General features: G+C 41.1%; 18 protein-coding genes. 9 read left to right on the plus strand and 9 right to left on the minus strand.

Annotation, left to right across the window (positions count from 1 at the left end):
* Window positions 1-54: 54 nt before the first annotated feature.
* On the minus strand, window positions 55-3,642 hold the full coding sequence (locus M595_RS30185) for a cadherin-like domain-containing protein (protein ID WP_023067273.1): 3,588 nt from the start codon (window positions 3,640-3,642) through the stop codon (window positions 55-57).
* A 780-nt stretch (window positions 3,643-4,422) separates the two neighbouring features.
* Here M595_RS30185 and M595_RS15475 point away from each other — a divergent pair.
* Both M595_RS15475 and M595_RS15480 read left to right on the plus strand, forming a co-directional pair.
* Entirely contained in the window at window positions 4,423-4,995 is a 573-nt protein-coding gene (locus M595_RS15475) for a hypothetical protein (RefSeq protein ID WP_040484177.1), read from the plus strand.
* Window positions 4,996-5,464: 469 nt separating this feature from the next.
* Complete coding sequence (locus M595_RS15480) at window positions 5,465-7,192, plus strand: mechanosensitive ion channel family protein (RefSeq protein ID WP_040484178.1); 1,728 nt, start codon at window positions 5,465-5,467, stop codon at window positions 7,190-7,192.
* 58 nt (window positions 7,193-7,250) lie between these two features.
* Here the strand turns inward: M595_RS15480 and M595_RS15485 are convergent, their stop codons facing one another.
* A complete protein-coding gene (locus M595_RS15485) occupies window positions 7,251-9,506 on the minus strand; it encodes an nSTAND1 domain-containing NTPase (protein WP_023067232.1) in 2,256 nt (751 codons plus the stop codon).
* A gap of 102 nt (window positions 9,507-9,608) precedes the next feature.
* Window positions 9,609-10,682, minus strand: coding sequence for a D-alanine--D-alanine ligase family protein (locus M595_RS15490; RefSeq protein ID WP_023067233.1), 1,074 nt, complete (start codon window positions 10,680-10,682; stop codon window positions 9,609-9,611).
* Between the two features lie 147 nt (window positions 10,683-10,829).
* Here M595_RS15490 and M595_RS15495 point away from each other — a divergent pair, with 147 nt between their 5' ends.
* The gene (locus M595_RS15495) at window positions 10,830-12,098 is read left to right on the plus strand and encodes a leucine-rich repeat domain-containing protein (protein ID WP_023067246.1); all 1,269 of its coding nucleotides are present in this window, start codon (window positions 10,830-10,832) and stop codon (window positions 12,096-12,098) included.
* Window positions 12,099-12,167: 69 nt separating this feature from the next.
* Here the strand turns inward: M595_RS15495 and M595_RS15500 are convergent, their stop codons facing one another.
* From M595_RS15500 to M595_RS15515, 4 genes are all read right to left on the minus strand, one after another.
* A complete protein-coding gene (locus M595_RS15500) occupies window positions 12,168-13,667 on the minus strand; it encodes a serine/threonine-protein kinase (RefSeq protein WP_023067237.1) in 1,500 nt (499 codons plus the stop codon).
* A gap of 97 nt (window positions 13,668-13,764) precedes the next feature.
* Entirely contained in the window at window positions 13,765-14,172 is a 408-nt protein-coding gene (locus M595_RS15505) for a DUF309 domain-containing protein (protein WP_023067274.1), read from the minus strand.
* Between the two features lie 139 nt (window positions 14,173-14,311).
* Entirely contained in the window at window positions 14,312-14,677 is a 366-nt protein-coding gene (locus M595_RS15510; RefSeq protein WP_023067235.1) for a ferredoxin thioredoxin reductase catalytic beta subunit, read from the minus strand.
* A gap of 133 nt (window positions 14,678-14,810) precedes the next feature.
* Entirely contained in the window at window positions 14,811-15,959 is a 1,149-nt protein-coding gene (locus tag M595_RS15515) for a DUF58 domain-containing protein (RefSeq protein WP_023067247.1), read from the minus strand.
* Window positions 15,960-16,211: 252 nt separating this feature from the next.
* On the opposite strand from M595_RS15515, the gene M595_RS15520 reads away from it, so the two are divergent.
* The 5 genes from M595_RS15520 to M595_RS15540 all read left to right on the plus strand — a co-directional run bounded on the left by M595_RS15520 (window position 16,212) and on the right by M595_RS15540 (window position 21,248).
* Entirely contained in the window at window positions 16,212-17,438 is a 1,227-nt protein-coding gene (locus tag M595_RS15520) for a type IV pilus twitching motility protein PilT (protein WP_040484179.1), read from the plus strand.
* Window positions 17,439-17,634: 196 nt separating this feature from the next.
* On the plus strand, window positions 17,635-18,108 hold the full coding sequence (gene coaD, locus M595_RS15525) for a pantetheine-phosphate adenylyltransferase (RefSeq protein WP_040484180.1): 474 nt from the start codon (window positions 17,635-17,637) through the stop codon (window positions 18,106-18,108).
* On the plus strand, window positions 18,109-18,774 hold the full coding sequence (locus M595_RS15530) for an ATP synthase subunit B family protein (RefSeq protein ID WP_023067279.1): 666 nt from the start codon (window positions 18,109-18,111) through the stop codon (window positions 18,772-18,774). It begins immediately after the preceding gene.
* Between the two features lie 314 nt (window positions 18,775-19,088).
* The gene (locus M595_RS15535; RefSeq protein WP_023067245.1) at window positions 19,089-20,462 is read left to right on the plus strand and encodes a DUF2157 domain-containing protein; all 1,374 of its coding nucleotides are present in this window, start codon (window positions 19,089-19,091) and stop codon (window positions 20,460-20,462) included.
* Window positions 20,463-20,540: 78 nt separating this feature from the next.
* A complete protein-coding gene (locus tag M595_RS15540) occupies window positions 20,541-21,248 on the plus strand; it encodes a GDYXXLXY domain-containing protein (protein WP_023067253.1) in 708 nt (235 codons plus the stop codon).
* Between the two features lie 23 nt (window positions 21,249-21,271).
* Here M595_RS15540 and M595_RS15545 read toward each other — a convergent pair whose 3' ends face one another.
* On the minus strand, window positions 21,272-22,009 hold the full coding sequence (locus tag M595_RS15545) for a phycocyanobilin:ferredoxin oxidoreductase (RefSeq protein ID WP_023067242.1): 738 nt from the start codon (window positions 22,007-22,009) through the stop codon (window positions 21,272-21,274).
* Between the two features lie 426 nt (window positions 22,010-22,435).
* On the opposite strand from M595_RS15545, the gene tatA reads away from it, so the two are divergent.
* Entirely contained in the window at window positions 22,436-22,624 is a 189-nt protein-coding gene (gene tatA, locus M595_RS15550) for a twin-arginine translocase TatA/TatE family subunit (RefSeq protein ID WP_009786034.1), read from the plus strand.
* A gap of 61 nt (window positions 22,625-22,685) precedes the next feature.
* On the opposite strand, the gene M595_RS15555 is transcribed toward tatA, so the two are convergent.
* Window positions 22,686-23,218, minus strand: a 533-nt coding sequence (locus M595_RS15555; RefSeq protein ID WP_023067260.1) for a glutamate ligase domain-containing protein, incomplete at its 5' end; no start/stop codon positions are given.

The raw sequence follows: 23,218 nt of genomic DNA on the forward strand, positions 1-23,218 counted from the left end.
TAAATTCATTACTTTTCCTCGCTTTAAGATTAATTCAATGTACAACACCTGCACTTAAACGATGTCTGGCTGAACCAATATAGTTTCTTCAATTGGTTCTTCTAAAAGAAGATTATTAAAATCATCAGATTCTTTCAAATAAAATTGAGTACCAAAACGAAATTTTTCAAAAAATTTGTCTTGTAGTGAAAGTAAATAATTTGCCAAAAAATCTGATATTACAGTTGATTTACCTTCAGTATATGAGAGTAAATTTTCGTCAATAATGTATTCTAGAGAGTTGGTTGCTAATGCCAAAGATGATATTTCTTGGATATTATCATATCGCACAATGAATTCGTCTATAATTTCTCTCGTTCCATCTTCTTTTTCTTCTAAGAACTCATAAATAATAATTTCTTCTGGAAACGAATAAATTTCAGTTTGATTATTATAATTATCAGTTACTTCAATAACATTATCCTCTAAATTGAACTCTAAATTGAACTCTAATTTAACGGTACGCTCAGAGAATAACCCGGATACATCAAAATACACTAACTCAAATTCATCATTTAGTCCCAACTCAGCTATTATGTTCTCTTGTCCAATTACTCTTTTTACTCTCAAATCTACAACTGGTATCTGTGTAAATTCTGGTTGGTTGTCTGTTTCAGTAAAGATAGGCTTTCCCTCATTGTTAAAACTGAGAACACCTCCGTCTTCAAGTTGTGTATTACCATCAAAATCAATTGGATCACGCGGATCTGGGACTACAATCAAAGGATTGTATTTAATAAAGTTTTGAATGGCTTGAGGGAAAAAACCCAAGTTAGGATTGCTATCAATTTCATTGTCATCAATTATTCCATCTTCATTGGTATCAATCGTTCTATCGTAAATAGTTTGACCGTCATTTCCCTTGTTAGTGAGTAAGAAAGTTGATAATATATTCTCATCATCAGTGGCTCTCTGAGAGTAACCATTAAAAGTTCGGGTTTGTTCTTCGGGTTGTGGTGGTTCTACATTAATTGTAACGGTAGCCACATTGGAGTCATCTTTCCCATCATTAGCAACGTAGATAAAACTATCAACTCCGAAGAATTGACTATTGGGTATATAACTAAATGAACCATCGGCCTTAAAATAGTCGAGGCTACCATTAGCAGGTGAACTAACTAATATTGCGCTTATTGCATCTCCATCTAAATCTGTATCATTATTGAGAACACCAACAGAAGCAGCAACGTTGAGTCGAGAATCAAAAGATGTAGTGTAGTTGTTGTCATTATAAGCAACGGGTGGTGTATTTGGTGGTTCTTCTATATTAATCGTAACGGTTGCAATATTATTGGAGTCAACTTTCCCATCGTTAGCAATGTAGGTAAAAGTGTCTATTCCTGAGTATCCAGTCTTCGGTGTATAACTAAATGAACCATCACTCTTAAGAGTAACGTTACCAATAGTAGATTGATTAGGTAGATCAACTAATCTTGCTGTTAAAACATCTCCATCTCCATCACTATCATTATTGAGAACACTGGGAACAGAATTAACAGAAATTTGAGAATCAAAAGGTGTAGTGTAGCTGTCGTTATTGACTTCTGGTGGTGTATTTGGACGTTCTCCTACATTAATCGTAACGGTAGCAACATTGGAGTCATCTTTCCCATCATTAGCAACGTAGATAAAACTATCAACTCCGAAGAATTGACTATTGGGTATATAACTAAATGAACCATCGGCCTTAAAATAGTCGAGGCTACCATTAGCAGGTGAACTAACTAATATTGCGCTTATTGCATCTCCCTCGGCATCACTATCCCCGTTGAGAACGCTGGAAACCGCATCAACGATGAGTGGAGATTGAAAACCTGTAGTGTAGTTGTCATTATCGGCGACTGGCGGTGTATTTGGACGTGGTTCTACATCAATTGTCACAGTAGCAACATTGGAGTTAGATTCTCCATCGTTAGCAGTATAAGTAAAGCTATCGACTCCCGAGAATCCGCTATTGGGTGTATAAGTAAACGAACCATTTCCATTCAAGTTTAGGCTACCATTTGTAGGCGAATTAACTAATGTTGCGGTTATTGGATCTCCTTCAGCATCGGTATCACCATTGAGAACACCAACAGAAGCATCAACGGTGATGGGGGATTGAAAACCTGTAGTGTAGTTGTCGTTATCGGCTACTGGCGGTGTATTAGGACGTGGTTCTACATCAATTGTCACAGTAGCAACATTGGAGTTAGATTCTCCATCGTTAGCAGTGTAAGTAAAGCTATCGACTCCCGAGAATCCGCTATTGGGTGTATAACTAAATGAACCATTAGGATTAAGGTTAACGGTACCATTTGTAGGCGAATTAACCAATATTGCGGTTAAAGGATTTCCATCTACATCACCATCACCATTAAGGACACCGGAAACAGCATCAACGGCGATCGGAGATTGAAAAGATGTACTGTAATTGTCATTATCGGCTGCGGGTGGTGTATTTGGTTCTGGTTCTGGATCGGGTGTTGGTGTTGGCGGTGTTACCGGATCGGGTGTTGGTGTTGGGGTAACTGGATCGGGTGTGGGAGTTGGGGTAACTGGATCGGGTGTTGGTGTCGGTGTAATTGGGTCGGGTGTGGGTGTTGGAGGTGTTACCGGGTCGGGTGTGGGTGTTGGAGGTGTTATCGGATCGGGTGTGGGTGTTGGAGGTGTTACCGGATCGGGTGTGGGTGTTGGAGTTGGGGTAATTACAACAGGTGTTGGAGTTGGGGTAATTATCGGGTCTGGTGTTGGTGTTGGAGTTGGGGTAATTACAACAGGTGTTGGTGTTGGGGTAATTGCAGGTGTTGGTGTTGGGACAATAACTTCAGGAAACTGTGATTCTTCAATTTGACGAGGAATTGCTTCTTCAGTTTGAGGAGGTTCGACTACATTTGAACCCGTGATAAATTGATTAATAGTTGCATTTTGAACAAAAGCAATCAAATCGTTATTCTGACTGAAAATTGCCACTCCCAACCCGAATTCATTTAGGACGGTTTCCGTATAAGTAACTTGATTATTCCCAATATTTATTTGATCTTCTATAACATTAAAGTCCGTAATTAGGGCAAAATCATTATTTCCCGAACCGATATAATACAACCGAGATTGATCGCCGAGAACAAATATATCCTGTTCCAAACCGCCAGTTAGGATATCTATTTCATCTATTCCTGGGTTGACCGCATCAACGTCAACTCCCCATAAAATATCATTACCGCGATCGCCAAATACTTGATCGTTTCCCGTACCGCCAATTACTGTATCGTTGTCTTTTCCACCATATCTTTGATCGTTTCCTGCACCTCCTCGAAGTAAATCATCTCCCAGATTCCCAAAGAGTTGATCCTCTCCTTCTCCATCTTCTATTATGTCAGCTTCTTTCCCCCCAAACAACCAATCCTCTCCACTATCTCCGATTAAAAGATCAAGATTTTGATTGCCGAATAAAGTATCATTACCCTCATTACCATTGATAGTATCATTACCCCGAAAGCCAAATAGAGAATCACCTCCCCCCAAACCGGAGATTATATCATCCCCTGTGAGTGCAAAAATGACATCAGCTTCACTCGTTCCTAGTAGATTGTCGTTACCTGGTGTTCCGTTAATCTCTATCATTCGGTATTAACCCCCTGATGGTTTAAATAACGATAAACTTTGAATAGCTTTCCTCTTGGCAATTTCGTGTGATGACTAGAACAATGAGTTCAATATTTATTGATAAACTGTAAATTAATCTTAAGCGAAAAACCTATAAAGTTTGATACTTTTAATGCCCTTGTAGAATACTCACCTGTTCTAAAAAAGTCAACAGAGTTTACATAATCTTTAAAATATAAAGAAATGTTATTTACATAAAAAAGTATTGTGTAAAGTTGACCCCAGGAGAATAGTCTCTCATACTAAATCCGGTTCTCATACCCCTCTTGTTTTCATAACCTAGATTATTGATGATAGAGTGGGATTCGGTCAATTCTTATAAAGGGGTTTTGACAACAGGACTTGGTATCAATCGTAATCTCAGCCACTTTTAAGTCATCCCTCAATAAAATTAGCACTCGGGGTGCAAGTCTTGTGAACGGTGTTCTATATGTGTTTCTGAACTTGCTCGACTTTTTTTCGGAAATTCGAGATTTTTTTGAACAGAGGTTGGCGAGAGGCTGCATCAAGTTCGCTGTAACTCCCTCTATTGCTGACTTGCTACTACATCTTTTTAATCAAAGGAAATCGGGGTGATCGCGGAATTTTTTCTGTTGGTTCTCTATCAGCACTTTGGGTTGTCGATTTATTCAACAAAGGTTATAATAAAAGTAGAAAAAGTAAAAAGTACCCTTTCTCTAAATGCAATAGTTGGGGTACTAAGAAGTTGAAGTTTCATCACAAAAGGATCATATCACAATGACATCGCCATTGATCGTACCTGCTCAAATTTCTGCGGGAGCAAGTGTTAACTATTGTTTAGAAAATCTAGTCCAAACTCCCCAAATTCCCGCCTTAGTTCCTGCGAATATTCAAGTAGAACGCATTCAAGCCGTTGGAGTCGGAAAAATTCCCCAAATTGTTTATAAAACCGCCAAGGGGCGCTGTTCGACGCTGTTATCGAAACGGCAATTTTTAACAATTTGGCAATGTTGGCTGCAAATTCGCCATCCTCAAATCGAGAAAATTGAGAGTTGGGAAATCAAAGCTTCAGGTCTTCAGTTTACCACAAATCGGGGTTTATTTGGGTTAACTTTTTCCGAAGCAAAAGCCTTTTTATCCCGTTACAATCGGGCGGCGATCGAACCTTTGTCCGTGAAATGTAACGGAAGTGATACGGTGGTTTGGAATCCCCTTCATCAAACGATTTCTCAGGTGAGTGAAACCGGGTGCAGTTGTGCCGATTCGCTGTATCGCAATACTATTTGCAAGCATCAAATCGCCGTTCACCTTTGTCGAAATCAAGGAATTTTGGGCGATCGCGCCTCTTAAAAATTCCGGGGACTTAGAGTGGCGGGATGTTGAGTTTCCCCGATTGAAATAATATCAAAGGCTAAAATTATTGATTCGGGAGCAAGCCGGGGAGGGCCGAATAATTATAAGCGATCGGGGCCACTTTTAGCCGGGCTAAAAAAAACCGAATTTTCGAGTCAGTTGTGGGCGGAGAGCATCAGCGATCGCCCTTTTGTTGTCAGGGCTTTGATCGAATGGGGGGTCATGTTAGGATCAAATCAGAGCTTATGTAGCAGTCGGATCTCGGCGATCTAAAACGCATCCTTCCAAGAGGCGCTCATGGGAAAGGCACCGACGGCATCTCTGGAAGTGGTTTCAGGCTTTTTACCTGTTTTTGGATGGCTCACCAATCGTGTCTGATTGCTACAGATCATCTACCGATGTCAAGTATAGATGTCAAATATAAAGGTAGAATTCGATGAAGTCAGTCCCACGGTTTCTGCTCAGAATGCTGAGTGTTACGCTGATTGTTTTGTCTTTTCAGGGTAGTTTTGTTGGTGTCAATGCTGAGATAGGCCCGATTGCTCCTCCCAACACTCAAAGCCCCCGCGACACGTACAATGCCTTTATGACTAATATGGACCAAGCCTATGAGTTAGTTATCGAAGGCTATCGACAATCTAAACAAGAACCGGGGTTGTTTCAATCTGCGGAGGTTAAGAAGCAGGCCGCTCGCGCTGAGAAAGCAATGGAACGGGCGATAGGAACCCTCAATCTTCAGGAGGTGTCACCCGTGATCCAAAAAAACACAAACATAGAGTCAGCACTGCTGCTCCGGGAAATTTTGGATCGGATAGAAAAACCCCGGCCGGAAGACATTCCCGATCTTGAGGCGGTGAAGACGGAGGGGATCAAGCGGTGGGAGATTCCGAACACGGCGATCGCAATTGTTCAGATTTCCGACGAAGGCTGGTACAAGAATGAATTTCGATTTTCGCTATTTTCCGAAGAGACGTTAAAACGCCTGGAGTTATGGTATGGCGAAGTTAAGCATTTACCCTATCAGGAAGGAGCCTTGGAGGGATTTTATGAATATTATATCAGTACGCCAGGCTCTCTGTTACCTCCAAAATGGAGCAAGTTGCTGCCGGGGTGGAGCAAGAAAACGTTTTGGGATCAGACGATATGGCAGTGGGGGAGTTTATTGCTGCTGTTATCGCTGGCATCGGCAATGGTCGGCTTTATATATCGGGAGTTAAGATCCCCGCGCAATCAAGCCAATAGTAAAGTGCAAGCCTGGGAAGGCTTAATCCTGCCGACAAGCATTGTCGCGATCTGCTTTGTATCGAAATACATGGTTACAAATATCATCAATATCACGGGCAGCACCTGTGTGACGATCGTGCTGGTTCTCGAAACCATCTTGTATTGCGCTCTTGCCTGGTTGAGCTTTATGTTTTTCAACGCAGTCGGACGAACCATTATTGCCAGTTCCTATTTTGATGAGAATCATCTGCTCGAAGCAACGATTGTGCGTAATGCTTTCAGGATTTGGGGTGTGGTCACGGGTGCAAGTTTACTCTACCTCGGCGGAAATGAGATTGGAATTCCCACCCAGGCACTGGTGGCCAGTTTGGGGGTTGGGGGTCTGGCGATTAGTTTTGGGGTACAACCCTACTTGAAGAACCTGGTTGGCGGCATCACGCTCTTTGCCCATCGATCTGCTAAGATTGGCGAATTTTGCGAATTTGGGGGCGTGACGGGTACGATTGAAGATATCGGCCTCAACACAACCTCAGTTCGCACTCTCGGTGGCAGTTTGGTGATTATTCCCAATTCCGTTGTCTCCGAAACTCAGGTGGTCAACTACAGCAGGTGCGAGCGTCGATTGATGAACTTCACCATCGGGCTGCGGTATGAAACCGAGCGTCAGCAGTTGCTCGATGTCATGGACAAAATCAGAAGTTGGCTTGAGCAGCATTCGATGATTGTAGATGAGCGTGTTCGGTTTATTGACTTTGGTGATTCATCGCTTGACATTGAAGTGTTTGCTTACGTGATGACAACCTCCTACGCCGAGTTTCTAGAAATTAAAGAAACTTGTCTGATCGAAATTATCAAAATTGTCGAGGCGGTAGGCACTGAGTTTGCTTTTCCCTCCCAAACCTTATATTTTTCTCGCGATCGCGCTGCGGGGGGAGGCGATCGCGCGACCGCATCAAAGCCCGGCCAATAATTTGAGTAAAACATCGGAAGTTTCCGGTTCTCAAGCTTGAAGTTTGCCCCCGGCTGTGTTACTCCACCCGCATCCAACGCAACATTGAGCCGATCGCCCGTTCAACAAAACTGTCGGGCTTTTCTTGCATCAATTTGCGTTGGGCTTTATTGCGTTCAAGTTCTAATTCTGCGATTAAACGTTCACCCTTTTGTTTACGAATTAAACTCACTAAATAATCGTGAGAAAGTTGATAGCGATCTTCAGGAATATCGGGAAGCAAAAATACTAATCCATTTTCAACAAAGACTTCTAAAACCATATCTATTTTTTCAGAGGATGCTGTGTCTAAATCGGCGATTAATTCAGCGCGAGTTTTGAGGGGACGGATACCATTTTCTTGAGTCAGTGAATAGAGAACCAGCAAAGCCACTCGTTCATTTTTGAAACCACAATCTGTTAAAGCTTCATCTAAAAAACGGGCGACAAGATTGAGTTGAGGATGATCACAAAATTGTTGATATTGTTCTAAGGTTGTAATCCCATCGGTTTCGAGTTGTGAACCTGTAATTTGTAATTCAATCGGACTAATTTCTTCTAAGCGAGTTCCTAAATCTTGTACCCATTGATTGATTAACTCCTCCTCAAATTGATCCGATTTTTGTTGTGTTTGATATTTAATAAAAGCTTTCGCTTGATCTACTGAAAAGTTTCTTAATTCATAAATAACCTGTTTAGAAAGAACTTCATAGCCAATCACCGCTTCTAAACGAGTGGTGCGATCGCATTCTAATAAATAATGCAAGAAATCAGTTCGCATTGAAAGGATAACACTGATCGATTCTAAAGCTAAACAGTCTCGCAAAAATTGATAAAAAGGTAAACGTTGATTGGCTTCTGTACAGATGAGAAAAAATTCTTCAAATTGATCAAAGATTAACACTGTCGATAAATGATTTTCACTATTTTTTCTTAAACGGTTTAAAACAGTTTCTAAGTTCCAGGTGTCGGAATTGGGTTCTCGTAGCCAATCTGTATAAATCCTCAATGCAATTGGAATCGAAACTTGGGGATTTGTTGTTTGTTTTTGTAGTAGACTCGGAACAATCCCAGCATTAATCAAAGAACTTTTTCCAACCCCAGATTCTCCATGCAAAACAATTAATTTATGATCGGGACTCTCGATCCGTTCGACTAACTCATTAATCTCATTTAATCGACCCGAAGAAATCATTTCTGGTGCTACTTTTCCCGTCAATTCTTGAGGTTTTAACTGCGGTTTTAGCGGACGGACACCCACAAATGATCGGATTCCAAATTTACATTCTATTTGTAGTTTTTTCTCTTTAAGATGAGTTGCACTCCCATAATAATCTTGTTCAAAATAAAGTTGATGGAGAGCCTTTAAAATTTGCAGATAAGTTTGAGTTTCTTCCTGGGGATTAGTTTCATTTAAAGCATCTTCTAAGCGATTAACTGTCGCTTGCCAAACCTTTAATTCATGTTTGGATTCTGCTAATAACAATAGATAAGGATTTTCATCAGATAAAGTATGCAGGGGATCGCGTAAAGATTGATTCTGAATTTCTAAAGCTAATTCAGCCAGTTGATTGGCGTGTGACCATTGAGACTGGTGCATTGCCGCCTCAGCTAAAAAGCCATAATCTTGAGCGATATCATGGTGTGAACCATAAGAAATATGTAAATCTAGAGCTTTTTGAGCCAAGAGTTGTAGTTCTTGCCAAGCTTGCAATTGTTGGAGAACAATACATAATTTCGGGGTGAATTTTGCAACTAAATCCTGACGCTCTGCTAATTCAAAAATCTCTAAACAGCGTTGAAAATAGAGTTTTGCTTCTCGATAGTGACTCTGTTGATTGGAAGAATCAAGCTGCGATCGCCGAGTATAACTCAACCCGATATGAAACAAAATAGCCCCTAAACGTTCTAAAGAATTAGAAGCCGGAATAATCTCCGGATCGGCAAATAAGTTCTGATTAAAAGAAGTTAAGGCAGCCGGCCAGAATCCTAAACTCTGTTGATAATGATATAGGGCTGAATCAATTTGGTCGTTTGCATAGTCTTCACGACCCAGGAGAAAATCTAGACCCGCCGCGAGTGATGATGTCAGTTCTTGTTGTTGAGGTTGAACCGTCTCAATAATCGTCCTCAGTTGGGCGTGAGATTCACCGATAATACTGGCATTAGACTCGAATAAATCACTATGGGGATCGAGAATATTGGCAAAAATTTGGTCGGTACAATCATTGAGAAAACCAATAACATCCGCACCACCGAACTCTGCACGACCTTCTGATAAATGACTATCGCTCATAGGGCTGATTGGCTGAGGGAATACTTTCCAAATTAGCACGTCAATCTCCGATCAGCCAACCTATAGAACCGATACAAACTGTTACACAGGGGGAACTTCAACTTATCGTTCCAGGGCTAGTTGAACTAAGCGATCAACCAATTCGGAAAAAGAAATTCCACTCGCCGCCCACAATTGAGGGTACATACTGGTTGCTGTAAAACCAGGAAGTGTATTAATTTCATTGATCAAAACCTCGCCCGTTTTCTCGACATAAAAGAAATCCACTCGGGCTAAACCTGCCGCATCTACTGCTAAAAAGGCTTTAACCGCCATTTCTTTGACTTGATTGGCAATATTATCACTCACCTTTGCTGGGATGAATAAATCGGCTTGACCTGCGGTATATTTGGTTTCATAATCATAAAAATCACTGGCAAAAGTAATCTCTCCGACCACAGAAGCCTGGGGCTGATCATTGCCTAACACTGCACATTCTAGTTCTCTGGCTTCGACTCCCGCCTCAACAATAATCCGCCGATCATAACTGGCTGCATTATCTAAAGCGGTTTCTAATTCTGAGCGCGATCGCACTTTAGAAATACCCACCGACGATCCTAAATTAGCAGGTTTAACAAAACAAGGATATCCCAGTTCAGCTTCGATTTCATCACATAATTTGGGAAAGATACAAGGATTTGACCAAATTTGTGATCGCGTTACCATTTTGTATTTGACTTGCGATAGTCCAGCTTGAGAAAAAATCATTTTCATGGCAATTTTATCCATGCCCACTGCTGAACCTAAAACACCTGATCCGACAAACGGAACTTGCATTAAGGTGAGTAATCCTTGAATGGTACCATCTTCTCCGTTGGGGCCGTGTAATATGGGAAACCAAACCTCAATTTCTGCAAAATTTGTAGGATCAGGAAGTAGCGAAGGACTGGGAACTAAATCTGTTGATGTTGTCTTCTCCTCGGGAAGATAAAACGGTTCACCTGAAGCGAGAATTTTTTGAGCAATTTCACCTTTTTGCCAAACGCCATCTTTACGAATATAAACGGGTAGCAGTTCATACTTGCTAGCATTTTGATCGCTTTTTAAGGCTTTGGCGATCGCTTGTGCAGAACGAATGCTGACTTCATGTTCACCTGAACGTCCACCAAATAACAATCCTACCCGTGTTTTACTCATATAATTTCTCACTCTAAGAGATGTTGAATACTATATCAGCTCTCGGACACCCTTTGTCCGGAATTTTGGGGAATTGCTTCCTAACGTGCATCCAGTTTTGAAACGGTGGTTTTGCTATCATTATGGGTATTGAGTCAGGTTAGGGTAATGCAAACACAATTCCTGAAAACAGGTCATACATCTTTAATCCAGAAAAGTATTAGTATTGCGATCGTAATGATTGCTATTTGCGGATTAAGTAGTTGTAGAAAGGCTGTTGCGCCAGTCTCCTTACCAAATCTCGATAGTTCTTTTCTGGAATGGTGTCTTCAGAAAGAAAGTATCTCTGCTGAGGCGAGAAAAACAGTAGAGGCGTTATTAGAAAAAGCAGGCACAAGTGATTGTCAAGCCGCGAGTGAGGATTTATTGAGTCGCAGTCAATTAGATCTAAGCAATTTAAACCTCACAGATATTAGTCCTATAGCCCCACTGACTAACTTAAAGGAGCTTGATCTCAGTTTGAATAAAATCACAGATATTAGTCCTGTTGCCCCACTGACCAACTTAAGGGAGCTTTCTCTCACTAGTAATCAAATCACAGATATTAGTTCTGTTGCCCCACTGACCAATTTAGAGGGGCTTGATCTCAGTTTTAATCAAATCACAGATATTAGTTCTGTTGCTCCACTGACCAATTTAAAGTCACTTTATCTCTTCAATAATCAAATCACAGATATTAGTTCTGTTGCTCCACTGACCAATTTAGAGGGGCTTCTTCTCAACGAGAATCAAATCACAGATATTAGCCCTGTTGCTCAACTGACCAATTTAAAGTCACTTTATCTCTTCAATAATCAAATCACAGATATTAGTTCTGTTGCCCCACTGACTAACTTAAGGGAGCTTTCTCTCAGTAGTAATCAAATCACAGATATTAGTTCTGTTGCCCCACTGACTAACCTAGAGAGGCTTGAGCTAGACAACAATCAAATCACCGATATTAGTTCTGTTGCCTCACTAACCAATTTAAAGTCACTTCCTCTTGGTAATAATCAAATCACAGATATTAGTTCTGTTGCCCAACTGACTAACTTAAGGGGGCTTCTTCTCAACAATAATCAAATCACCGATATTAGTCCTGTTGCCCAACTGACTAACTTAGGGTTACTTGAGCTCAACGAGAATCAAATCACAGATATTAGCCCTGTTGCTCAACTGACTAACTTACGGGGGCTTGATCTCAACGAGAATCAAATCACAGATATTAGTCCGATCGCACAACTAACCAATTTAGAGAGGCTTGATCTCAAAAATAATCAAATCACAGATATTAGTCCTCTTTCTGAACTCAAAAATCCAAAAAAACTCTCTCTTTCTGGGAATGAAATCGTCCCCCAAACCTGTCCTGTTAGTCCTGAAAGTATTTGTGAATTTTAAAAGAATTATTGTATTGTTGAGATTTTGGGATGAATAATTCTCCTTAACCCGCCTAACAATTTTTAAAAATTAAAGTTGACAGGTTTCCGCCCGAGCGAATAACCAGTATAACGGCCAACGACAGCCCGAAAATTTTTGAGCCGCATTTTTGCAGGAGGGAAACTGACCTCTGGGTGCATTTTCATCAAAGGTTAAGTCAGAATATTCTAACCAATTGCCATTTTTTCGCCAACCAATGCGATCGCCAAATTTATGATAACTTGATTCTTGAAATTTTCCCAAAGGATTTCCAGTTTCTAGGTAAATTTCTTTTTGAATACTCAACCCAAATTTTCCCTCTGAATATTTAATCCAAACTTGATCAAGTTCGCGCAGATCACTACAGGATAAACTTTCAATTGTATTGGCATCAATCCATCCTTCTGCCTCTCGATTTGCCATTTTTAGCATAACTTTTTCGGTTTCTATATCTGCTTCTTTCCAGTTTCTTTGTTCGAGTAAGTTCTGAAGTTCGGTATAATCTGCATTCAGTAAAGCCTCGGGAGATCTAAGGTTTTCTATCGTAACATAAACCCCACCGATAAAAAATATCACGGTTATTATTCCGCCTAAAGAGCTTTTGATTGATTGAGTTACAGATTGTCGAAAAGGAGGGGTAGAAATGGGTGTAGTTGCCGCAGACTGACTTATATTAACGGTCGTTAACCTGTGAGTATTCGCTGTTGAAAAATTATTAGATTGAGTCAGTAAAGAAGTTAGTGAAGTTAAGGCTTCAGACGCATTAGAATAGCGATCACTTAACCGTTCTTGTACCATTTTATTGAGGATTTCCGCGAGTTCATCACTGACATTAGCGTGGTTTCTCCAGAGGATTTCATCGGTTTTTTGATCGTGGGGAAATTGAGAGGGTTTTAACCCAGTTAGAGCTTGAATTCCGATGATTCCCACTGCATAAATATCGCTGGCGAGTTTAGGGCGTCCTTGGGCTTGTTCGCTGGGCATATATCCGGGGGAACCAATACCAACGGTGAGGTGAGTTTGTCCTTGAGCGTTAACGGCTATTCCTTGAATTTCTTTAACTGCACCAAAGTCAATTAATACTATTTTATCATCGGACTTTCGCCGCATAATATTTGTGGGTTTGAGATCGCGATGAATTACATTTTGTTGATGAATAACGGCTAAAACTTCTAAAATTTCAGATAATAATTTAAGGGTTTTTTCTTCACTCCAAGGTTGTCCGGGTTGAAGTTCGTGACTGAGATCTTTTCCTTCGATAAATTCTTGAACGAGATAAAATTCTCCGCTATCATTAAAATGAGCATAAAGCCGGGGAATTTGAGAATGTTCTCCCAAGCGATGTAACAGTTGTGCTTCTTGTTCAAATAATCGTTGAGCGACGGAAAGAACGTGAGGACTGGTATCTTTTGGGGAAAGATGTTTAACGACACATTCAGGTTGACCGGGTAAAGCGAGATCAACAGCTAAATAAGTCTCTCCAAATCCTCCTACTCCAATTTTTTGAGTAACTTGATAACGGCTCAAAAGTGTTCGACCAATGAGTGTCATATATTTTATATTTTTCAGAGATTAATTAGAATTATAGCAATTCAACTCACCTTTAATTTTTAAACTCATCTCGATTTTCTATTAAATTTAGCTAAAACTAGCTCTCAATCTTAAAGATTTTGGGAGGAGTAATTTCGAGGGAATTTTTACCCCCATTCTCAGCAAAAATAAAATCAGCAACTTTGTCTGGCCCTGCGGATTGCAATGCTAATAATAAATTTGTGGTTTGATGAATTAACTGTTCAACATTAATCTCAAAATAATCGGGTTTAAAATAATCTAACCGACGCATTCCTTCACCCATCGAAGTCACAGTACCTTGCCAGTTATGATTGCTCAAATGATAAAGTCCGACAGCTATTTGTAAGATGCCCTGATAGAACTTTTTAGTGGGTTCCATTGCTTCCATCCATAACGCCTCTAAGGTATCGTGACAAGCATAATATTCTTGTTGGTTAAACTGTTCAATACCTTGCCAAAATTCTGACGGAATTTCCTCACGCATAATCTTTGTTCAAAAAAGGATAGATTTACCGACCATTTTAAGTAAAAATTGGGCTGCCCTAATTGACAATAGAGCGAACCCGCTCAAATAATTATCTAATCTCTCAAAACATTAAAATGAGGTTTATTATTTGATGTTCTTATGCCATACTTTGACGAGCTGCTTCGAGATCTTCAGGGGTAATATCTTGTTCCTCACCTGCAAAATCATTATCAGGAGTTAAAAACAACATACAGTGACATTCTTTGCGTTCCCGCATCGGAATACAAGGACAGTTCCAGAACGTATTTTTAACTTCAGCTTCCTTATCTTCATAGTGGCGACAAGGACAAAGCGGCGCCCCTAAGTCATCTTTGTGTTTAGCAAGTCCTTCGATCACAACTGCGGTGACTGAAGGATCAGAACAAAAATAGGTTCCTGTCCGCTTGGCATACTGTTCAGCGAATTTTTTCATCGCTTTCAAGCTTTTGTCAGTTGATAAATTTCCGTTAGTCTCAGTTGTCATGGTATCAGAGCTTAATATTTCGCACATTTTTTTAGATTGTAACGCACGATGGGATCATTATAATCAACCCTGATCAGTTATCAGTTTCCCAAATGATGCTGAACTCTTGAATACAGCAATTTCTTTTGGAATTTTATTTCAAAGCAGACTGAAGTTGAAGTTGTAGGGGTTGCTCAGGGAAAATTTGTAAACCGAGTTCGGAAAATTGAGCAGTTTTTGTAGACCTCAAATGATCGTCATCTGACCACAAAACCCAACGACTTCCAGAGGGAAGCGAAACAATACTCTGGGAATTTTGAGTCAGCCAAATTAGGGGCTTATTGGGTAGATTTTCGCCCATTGCTTCTTCTGCCATGACCGCAGCGAGTGTTGATAATACGGCTCGATTTCCCTGAACTAAGCCTGTTTTTGCAGTCCATAATTTTACGTTGAGTTGCGATCGCGAAGCATAAAAATATAGAGATCCGGCGGCAATGACAGCCTGCTCAAAATGATCACTTTGCCATGAATTGCCACTATCAAGACCAATGATAATTTCTTGACCTCCGGTGGCGACTTCTAACTCCCGAACTCGCAGTTGATTATAACGCGCACTTGATCGCCAATGAATTAAACGAGTGGGATCACCATAACGGTAGGGTCTAAGGGTACGAGTGACCCCTTCGGTTGCCATCTGAAACTGACTGCGATCGAGAACTTGTTGATTTTGTTCCCATCCCATTTGATCTACTAACGGGCAGGTTGTCAAGGGTAAAATAGTCGGATACACAATTGCGGTTGCTTTGGCCTTTTGGGAACGACGACACCAAAATAAACCCAAAGGAGCCGCTGTCCGAAGCTGAACCTGATCCCAATGATAAACGCCTCGTTGTTCAGTCGGCAGATAATACACCCAATGATAAGTGCTGGCAGGAGCCAAGGTTTCGATTGCTGTTGCGGATTTTCCTAAAGTTGAGGGGAGTTGATCGTATACTTGTAAAAGAGTTTTCGGTTGCTCAGAACGATTGTAAATTTCCAGTTCGACCGTGAGTTGACTCCCGACGCTAACGGGTTCAAGGGAACGACGATGAACGTCTAGGGATTTTAGCGATCGCCCCGGTAATATTGCCGCAATTGTTAATAAAGCAAAACTGATCCCACTGATCACATACAACCAACCCGTCATCGTATTCGTCGCTGCTCCAAAGAAAAAGAGCGATAAAAAAGTGAGTAATCCTCCCGCATACGCTGGCGCAATCCAATGGGTTTCGAGCCAATAGGCGATTCTTCGATTAATTTTCATAGGAAATACCGCAGGTTTGTGTTCCCGTTGGGCGAGAATATCTATAATTTTATCGGCTTATAAGTTCTCAGTTATGATAAATTAACAGGAAGATTTTCAGCAAAGATAGAAGGGATCTGATCCAGTCCGATCTCAAAATTTGATTACAAAACTTTTAAAAAGTCTACAGGAAGTCATCAGATTTTCTATAATTACTGTTAATTGACCTGAATAAAAATCAACTGAGTTCGCGCTTCCAGGAGAATTCAACCTATGACAAATGCTGCTATCCCTCAGTCGTCGAACCCTCCTTTGCCCAAGGTACCCCCTCCTCCCAAATCTCAAGAGTCCAATGCCAAAAGCTCTCACGCCAAGACCACGATCAAACAGATGGTCAAGGATGCGTATAATCTCAAAGCCTCTGATATTCATATTCGCGTTGGACATACTCCTCGCTTTCGGATTCAAGGGGAGATGGTCAGAGCCAAAGATCAGGTCAAAGTTACACCAGAGGTTTTTGAACAGTACCTGATTGAGATTCTCAGCCCCAGTCAACGACAGCAGTTTTCCCACGATAAGGAACTTGATACGGCGATTTTTTATCCCGGTTTAGTCCGGTGTCGGGTTAACTGTTTTGACTCCCTCAGTGGCGGAGCGATGGTACTGCGGTTAATTAGCTTGAAAGTTCCCTCCATTGATGAAATGGGTTTACCCGAAGTCCTCAAAAAGATTATTAGCTTTCCGCAGGGACTCATTTTAGTCACCGGGCCGACGGGTTCAGGTAAATCAACCACGCTGGCGGCGATGATTCGTTATCTCAATGAAACCGCCAAAAAGCACGTGATTACCATTGAAGATCCGATTGAATTTGTACATCCCTCCCATCGCTGTCTGATTAGTCAACGGGAAGTTGGCCTGCATACGCTAGAATTTAACAACGCTTTGCGATCGGCTTTGCGGGAAGATCCCGATGTGATTCTGATCGGGGAAATGCGCGATCGGACAACGGTGAATACGGCTTTGCAAGCGGCACAAACGGGTCACTTGGTTCTCGGAACCTTGCACACTCGCAGTGCAATTAATAGCATTAACCGTTTATTGAACCTGTTTAATGTTGATGAACAGCCCGCCATGCGAATTCAAATTTGTGATTCTTTAGTGGCAGTTGTGGCTCAATTACTGGTTCCGACTGTGGAAAATCGTCGGACTGGGGTACATGAAATCTTGGTTAATACTCCGGCAATGCGCGATTATCTGCTCAAAGGGGATGACGAAAGTGGAAACCAGTTGATGGAGTCGGACTCCTACGAAGGAATGCAACTGCTCAACCAATCGATCTTTGAAAAAGTTGTCGAAGGGCGGATTACGATGGAGGAAGCTGAAAAAGTGTCACCTGAACCTGCCGATCTTGATCGCCGTTTCCGAATGGCTGGGATTGATACAGATGGTTCTGTGCGTCAATTCAAAGCAGGGAAGTCTCCTTTTAGTGCTGACGGTTAACTCCTTATATTTCTCCCCCTCTAGCCTCTGGGTGTGCTGAATGGGATGTTGAGTAGTTCTGGGGTCGAAAACCATTGGCTCCTAACCGATCTGTGCCTTTCTCCTCACCGTTATGGTTATCGGATTTCTGCTCAATCATCTCTGGCGTTTTCAAATCGTCTTATAATTTGTCAGTAACTCCTACAATGGCTCAATCGTGATTGCGATTTACCCAGGTAGCTTTGATCCGATTACCTTAGGCCACCTAGATATTATAGAACGAGGTTGTAAGCTCTTTGAATTGGTGATCGTTGCTGTTCTGCGAAATCCAAACAAAACTCCTTTGTTTACTGTCGAGGAACGCATCGAGCAAATTAACACCTCTGTTCAACATCTGCATAACTTAGAAGTCGCCAGTTTTAAGGGTCTTACGGTAGAGTATGCAAAACAACGGAATGCTCAGGTTCTACTTCGAGGGCTGCGAGTCTTGTCAGATTTTGAAATGGAGCTGCAAATGGCTCACACGAATAAGACCCTCTCTGATAAAATCGAGACAGTTTTCTTGGCAACCTCAAATGAATATAGCTTTTTATCCAGTAGTGTGGTAAAAGAGATTGCTAAGTTTAGTGGTTCTGTCGATCATCTCGTTCCAAAACACGTTGCTCAAGATATATATAAAAGATATTTATAGATGCTACGCCAGGAATCAAATCCCCAAATCGAACCCGAACAAAACGGACTGATCCCAGAAATAGACACCACTCCCAGTGGCGTACCTGGGATCGATATTCAACGAGAACTGAATCGACTCGAAGAAATGATTCTTGATAGTCTTCAGGTGCCGCTGATTCGACGAACTTTAGTCGATGAAGAACAATTACTCGATCAGTTGGATCTCATCCGCTTGAATTTACCGAGTGCGTTTCAAGAGGCTGATATTATTGTTCGCCACAAAGACGAAATTCTCACTGAAGCTGAAGAATACGCCCAAGAAATTCTAGAAGCGGCTGAACACCGAGCGACTCAACTCTTAAATGAAATGGGAATTGTTCAGCAAGCCCAAGCAGAAGCCGAACAGTTACGACAACAAGTTCAGATTGAGTGTGAAACTCATCAGCAACAGACCATTGCAGAAGTTGAACACATTCGCTATCAAGCTCAACAAGAACTCGATGATATCCGCTCTCGAACTTTAGCTGAGTGTCAAGAGGTTCAAAATGGTGCTGACGAATATGCTGACCACGTTTTAGGCAATATTGAACAGCAGCTTGGTGAAATGTTACGAGTGATTCGTAATGGTCGCCAACAGTTGCACATTCAACATGATAATACCTCGGGACAACTGCGAGGACAGTAAACAGTGAACAGTGAACAGTGAACAGTTAACAGTTAACAGTGAACAGTTTCAGTGACAGTGACAGTGACTATTTTTTACAGTCATCTGTTTTTTTGTCACCCTGAGTGCAACGATGGCGAAGCCAGACGACGGAGGAGTCTTAGGGTCTTTAGGAGATTGTTAGCGGTTGCTGACCATGACAATTATTTACTGATGTTCCCTCAATTGTGCAGGTTTAAAAGGTGTCTAACAGACTCGTGAAACCCTGAAAATAGATGACAAGCTAAAAAGGTAACTAGGGATATGATCGTCTTTTAGAGGCGAATAAATAAAAGATGGCTTCCGAAAAATTTCGTCGCCAACTGCGCCATGAAACCGAACTTTGGAAAGCAGAAGGATTGATCAACGATTCCGCTTATCAACAGATTTCAGATCGTTATCAATTCAACAGTATTGATTCTGCTGCCAGTAACCGTTTTGTGATGATTCTCATCGGTTTAGGTGGCATTCTGTTGGGTTTGGGTGTGATTACTTTTGTCGCTGCAAATTGGCAAGAGTGGCCGAGAGAACTCAAAATTATCTTGCTACTCAGTTTATTTATTGGTCTGAATACAAGTGGATTTTATCTCTGGCAAGCTAACCCTAAAACGGGAAAAACAAAACATTTAGGAGAAGGATTACTCCTTTTTGGCGCACTCAGTTTGGGGGCTAATATCTCCCTGATGGCGCAAATGTTTCATATTGGCGGTTCTCCCTATGGACTGTTTTTGGTTTGGGGATTGGGCGTTTTATTGATGGCTTACAGCCTACGTCTGGTGTCTCTTGGTATTTTATCCATATTACTGCTTGGAATTGGCTATTGGTCGGGAGTCAGTAATATTTTTGTTCCGGCTGAATTAACGGGGCTAGAATTTCTGCTCATACACATGGCGTTAGTCGGCGCAATTTTGTTTGTTCCTCTCGCCTATTGGTGTCAGTCCCGATCAATTTTTATCATGGCGGTATTGCTGATTATTCCCGCTTTACAGATGAATATTGCGGTACTTTTAGACCAAAATTTCTCCGCAGAATTGATGACCATTGGATTAATTTTACCCCCGGCGTTATTATGGAGTTATGATGATAGTCTTTTTCCGGGTATTGATAGCCGACCTTTTCGACCTCATACTCGCAATTTAGCGATTTGGTTTTTAGGGATATTATTTTTTCTGTTTTCCTTTCAGGGAGTTGGGAAATTTTTTGTTTATATTGGGTCTAGCCAGTCTACAGCCATTAATGGATTTCATCTCATCTTAGATGTAATTTTATTGGGTGGTTTAACGATTGGGCAATGGCTTTATTTAGCTAAACCTCGTCATTCCTATCAACATTGGGGACTGGATGCAGTTAGCAGTACAATCGCTGTATTTTTGGGCGTGACAGCACTGGTTGGTTTTGGATATCAAAGTATTAGTGTCACTCTATTTGTATTTGTTTTCAATATTTTACTCTTTTTGTTGGCAGGGGGTTTAGTTAGAATCGGATTAGGAGAAGGAAAACGAGGAGCATTTTGGGGCGGTATGATCTTACTGACGCTACAAATTATGAGTCGGACTTTTGAATACAATACCGAATTACTGTTTAAAGCACTTGTCTTTGTATTATGTGGTGTGGGTGTTATTTTAGCGGGTTTGTGGTTTGAACGGCATTTATCTCGTCAACAGACTTAGTTTATACTCTTGATTAAAACCGCGATATCAAGCGGCTAAACTGGGTCTATTTTTAGCAAAATTTGGAGGATTAATTCAATGCAAGAACCGGATTATAAAAATACAGAGAGTCAAAATACAGAAACTTTATCTAGTAATTTTTCTGAACATCTGGAGACTGAAACCGAATCTCTAATTAATCAATCTCCCGTTCAAAAAAAACGCCTTCCGAGTTGGCGGTTGTTGCTTCCGTTGTGTTTTCAACTCGCTATCATTGGCTTAGTTCCGGCTCAAGCAGTGTATACTCATATTACCGGAAAAACTGTTATTTTGCAAACTGCACCTGTTGATCCTTATGATTTTTTACGGGGTTATTATCAAGTTTTAAGTTATGATATTTCAACTCCAGAAACCCTAAAAACTCTCCCCGGTTGGGAAGAACTTTCTAACAATCAAGATTATCTTCCATCGGGAACCACAATTTATGTGATTCTAGAACAACCGACTCTACAACCCACTGAATCCCCTCGTCCGCAAGCTTGGGAACCGATTAAAATTAGTTCAACTTTACCCAAAGACTTACCTAACAATCAAATTGCACTGAAAGGAGAATCTAACGGTTGGCGAATTGAATATGGTTTAGAAACCTATTATATGCCGGAAGATCAACGAGTGCAAGTTAATCAAAATATAACAGATGCTCAACGAAATGAACCCCAATCTTTTGTTGTAGAAGTCAAAGTCAATGCTCAAGGAAAAGCGGTTCCTTTGAGTTTGTGGGTTCGCAATCAAAACTATAAGTTTTAATGAATTTTAGGTAACAATTAAACCTACGATTCTTCAAAGTCAAATAATACAGTTGTCATGTAATAATCTGCCCACTCTTTACCAAATGCTTTTTCTAGAACCCGTCGAGTTTTATCATTTTGTTGCTGTTGGGTGCAATAATATTTTTGAGCGGTTTGAATTTGAGTTTGTTCGGCGGGAGAAACCGGATTTTGAGCCGTTGCATATTGACAGTGAACTCGCAAATAAGCATCAACTCGGTTTAAAAATGCTGCTTCTTCCGTTTCATCCATCGGGCGAATAAATAAGCAAAATTCGGAGAAAATATCCCCCCAGTCGGGAATATCACGAGGCTGGGAAAAAGTATTCGGTAAGGAAGATAAAGCCTGGTGATAATCAGTCGGAAGATGGGGTTTAGGATGAATGGGAGATAAATCAACAATTGCAGCACTAATTTTTCCCCGTCCACCCACTAAGTCTGTCCCAAACATGGGTAAGGCGTAGTCAACCCGAGGAAACATCACACAATGGAGAATATCTAAACTTTGACCGACTTTTGCCAATTCTAAGTGCAATTTGCGAAATTGGGGGGTTTGATAGCAACGGTTTTCAATAATGAGTTTTTCCCCTTCGAGTCGCCCTTCCACATAGCCTAATTCTGCGGGAAGGTGATAAGGTTCAAGATCGAGATATTGTTCCCAAATTGCCTCGATGCGGTTGGCGAGTTGACGAATTAAGGAATGTTGTTGTTCGCGTAGGGATGGGGTTGATGCTTCTAGCATAGAAAAATTTTTGCTCGTTACTGCGTCAAATATAGTCTGACAGACGCTAATTTAGCTCTCTGTAGATCCAGAATATCAGGTTAAAGTCTACAAAAATTGGCAACTTGGGGAAATCGGGTTAAATTTTTGTGTACTCTTTGGTTTAAGGCTTGGAGATCATAAAAAAAGTAGTATTCTTGAGAGAATGAATAATTTGATTGGAAAGTCTATAAGATTTAGAGGAAAATGAAATTAGAGATTAAGAGGAGTTGGAAGAATATAGAAACTGTATTAAAAATTGGATACAGCTCATCAAAAGAAAGAAATTGAGGAGAATAAAATAACGAATGTTTAAGAGGGATTTAAGGGAATCCAATCATCTAAGGAGAATAAAATAACTCAACTCCCGGTAAGATGAAAGTGTCTATCTGCATCAAGGAGGTTGCCATGTTTGGTTTGGGATTACCAGAAATGGGAGTGATTTTGTTAGTTGCTGTATTTATCTTCGGGCCGAAGAAGATTCCCGAGTTAGGAAAAACTATCGGTCAAGCACTAAAAGGTTTCAAAGATGAAATGCAGAATGATTTAGAAACCGACAGCGATAACCCAGAAGTTAAAAAATCTGAGGGAAATTAAGCATGAGGGATGAGAAATTGAACTTTTGGGATTGATTCTCATCCCAAGCTTCGAGATATCCTTAAACCTGCGACGGTTTCAAGTTTGTAGAATAGGGAGCAGAAGCCGTTCCGTTTTGACCAGTCGGTGAATCCGAAATCGGATTGCGGGCCTCGATTAGACTAATTGCCCGAGTCACACTTTCCGGTAAAATCACCACCAAACCGCCTTCGGGGGCGCGATCAAGGGTGGTTTCTATCGCTTCGGTTTCGTTGAGGATGGTTTCATAGCTAACTCGGGGGTCAGGAACTCGACTCAACACCTGTTCAATCCCTTCGCGAATTAAGTCTGCCGCATTGCCCCGTTCTCGACCTCGCGTGTCATCATCTTCTTTGATCACAATTTGGTCAAACATCTCCGCCGCCAATTTGCCTAACGTCACAAAATCTTCATCTCGGCGATCGCCAGGGCCACCAACAACGCCAATCCTAACCCCCTGCCAATTGCGAACAAATCCAGCTAAGGCTTCATAGCTAGCGGGATTATGAGCATAATCAATCAGGGCGTGAGATTTACCCATATTAAACAGGTTCATCCGTCCTGGGGTTTGAGAAG

Origin of the sequence: Lyngbya aestuarii BL J (assembly GCF_000478195.2) — a bacterium.
Taxonomy (GTDB): domain Bacteria; phylum Cyanobacteriota; class Cyanobacteriia; order Cyanobacteriales; family Microcoleaceae; genus Capilliphycus; species Capilliphycus aestuarii.

Bases quoted from the DNA above. Each gene is read 5' to 3' on its own strand.
- M595_RS15485 (WP_023067232.1), bottom strand. From the start codon at position 9,506: ATGAGCGATAGTCATTTATCAGAAGGTCGTGCAGAGTTCGGTGGTGCG.
- M595_RS15540 (WP_023067253.1), top strand. From the start codon at position 20,541: ATGCAAGAACCGGATTATAAAAATACAGAGAGTCAAAATACAGAAACT.
- tatA (WP_009786034.1), top strand. From the start codon at position 22,436: ATGTTTGGTTTGGGATTACCAGAAATGGGAGTGATTTTGTTAGTTGCT.
- M595_RS15490 (WP_023067233.1), bottom strand. From the start codon at position 10,682: ATGAGTAAAACACGGGTAGGATTGTTATTTGGTGGACGTTCAGGTGAA.
- M595_RS15475 (WP_040484177.1), top strand. From the start codon at position 4,423: ATGACATCGCCATTGATCGTACCTGCTCAAATTTCTGCGGGAGCAAGT.
- M595_RS15495 (WP_023067246.1), top strand. From the start codon at position 10,830: ATGCAAACACAATTCCTGAAAACAGGTCATACATCTTTAATCCAGAAA.
- M595_RS15545 (WP_023067242.1), bottom strand. From the start codon at position 22,009: ATGCTAGAAGCATCAACCCCATCCCTACGCGAACAACAACATTCCTTA.
- M595_RS15480 (WP_040484178.1), top strand. From the start codon at position 5,465: ATGCTGAGTGTTACGCTGATTGTTTTGTCTTTTCAGGGTAGTTTTGTT.
- M595_RS15510 (WP_023067235.1), bottom strand. From the start codon at position 14,677: ATGACAACTGAGACTAACGGAAATTTATCAACTGACAAAAGCTTGAAA.
- M595_RS30185 (WP_023067273.1), bottom strand. From the start codon at position 3,642: ATGATAGAGATTAACGGAACACCAGGTAACGACAATCTACTAGGAACG.
- M595_RS15535 (WP_023067245.1), top strand. From the start codon at position 19,089: ATGGCTTCCGAAAAATTTCGTCGCCAACTGCGCCATGAAACCGAACTT.
- M595_RS15530 (WP_023067279.1), top strand. From the start codon at position 18,109: ATGCTACGCCAGGAATCAAATCCCCAAATCGAACCCGAACAAAACGGA.
- M595_RS15500 (WP_023067237.1), bottom strand. From the start codon at position 13,667: ATGACACTCATTGGTCGAACACTTTTGAGCCGTTATCAAGTTACTCAA.
- M595_RS15520 (WP_040484179.1), top strand. From the start codon at position 16,212: ATGACAAATGCTGCTATCCCTCAGTCGTCGAACCCTCCTTTGCCCAAG.
- M595_RS15505 (WP_023067274.1), bottom strand. From the start codon at position 14,172: ATGCGTGAGGAAATTCCGTCAGAATTTTGGCAAGGTATTGAACAGTTT.
- M595_RS15515 (WP_023067247.1), bottom strand. From the start codon at position 15,959: ATGAAAATTAATCGAAGAATCGCCTATTGGCTCGAAACCCATTGGATT.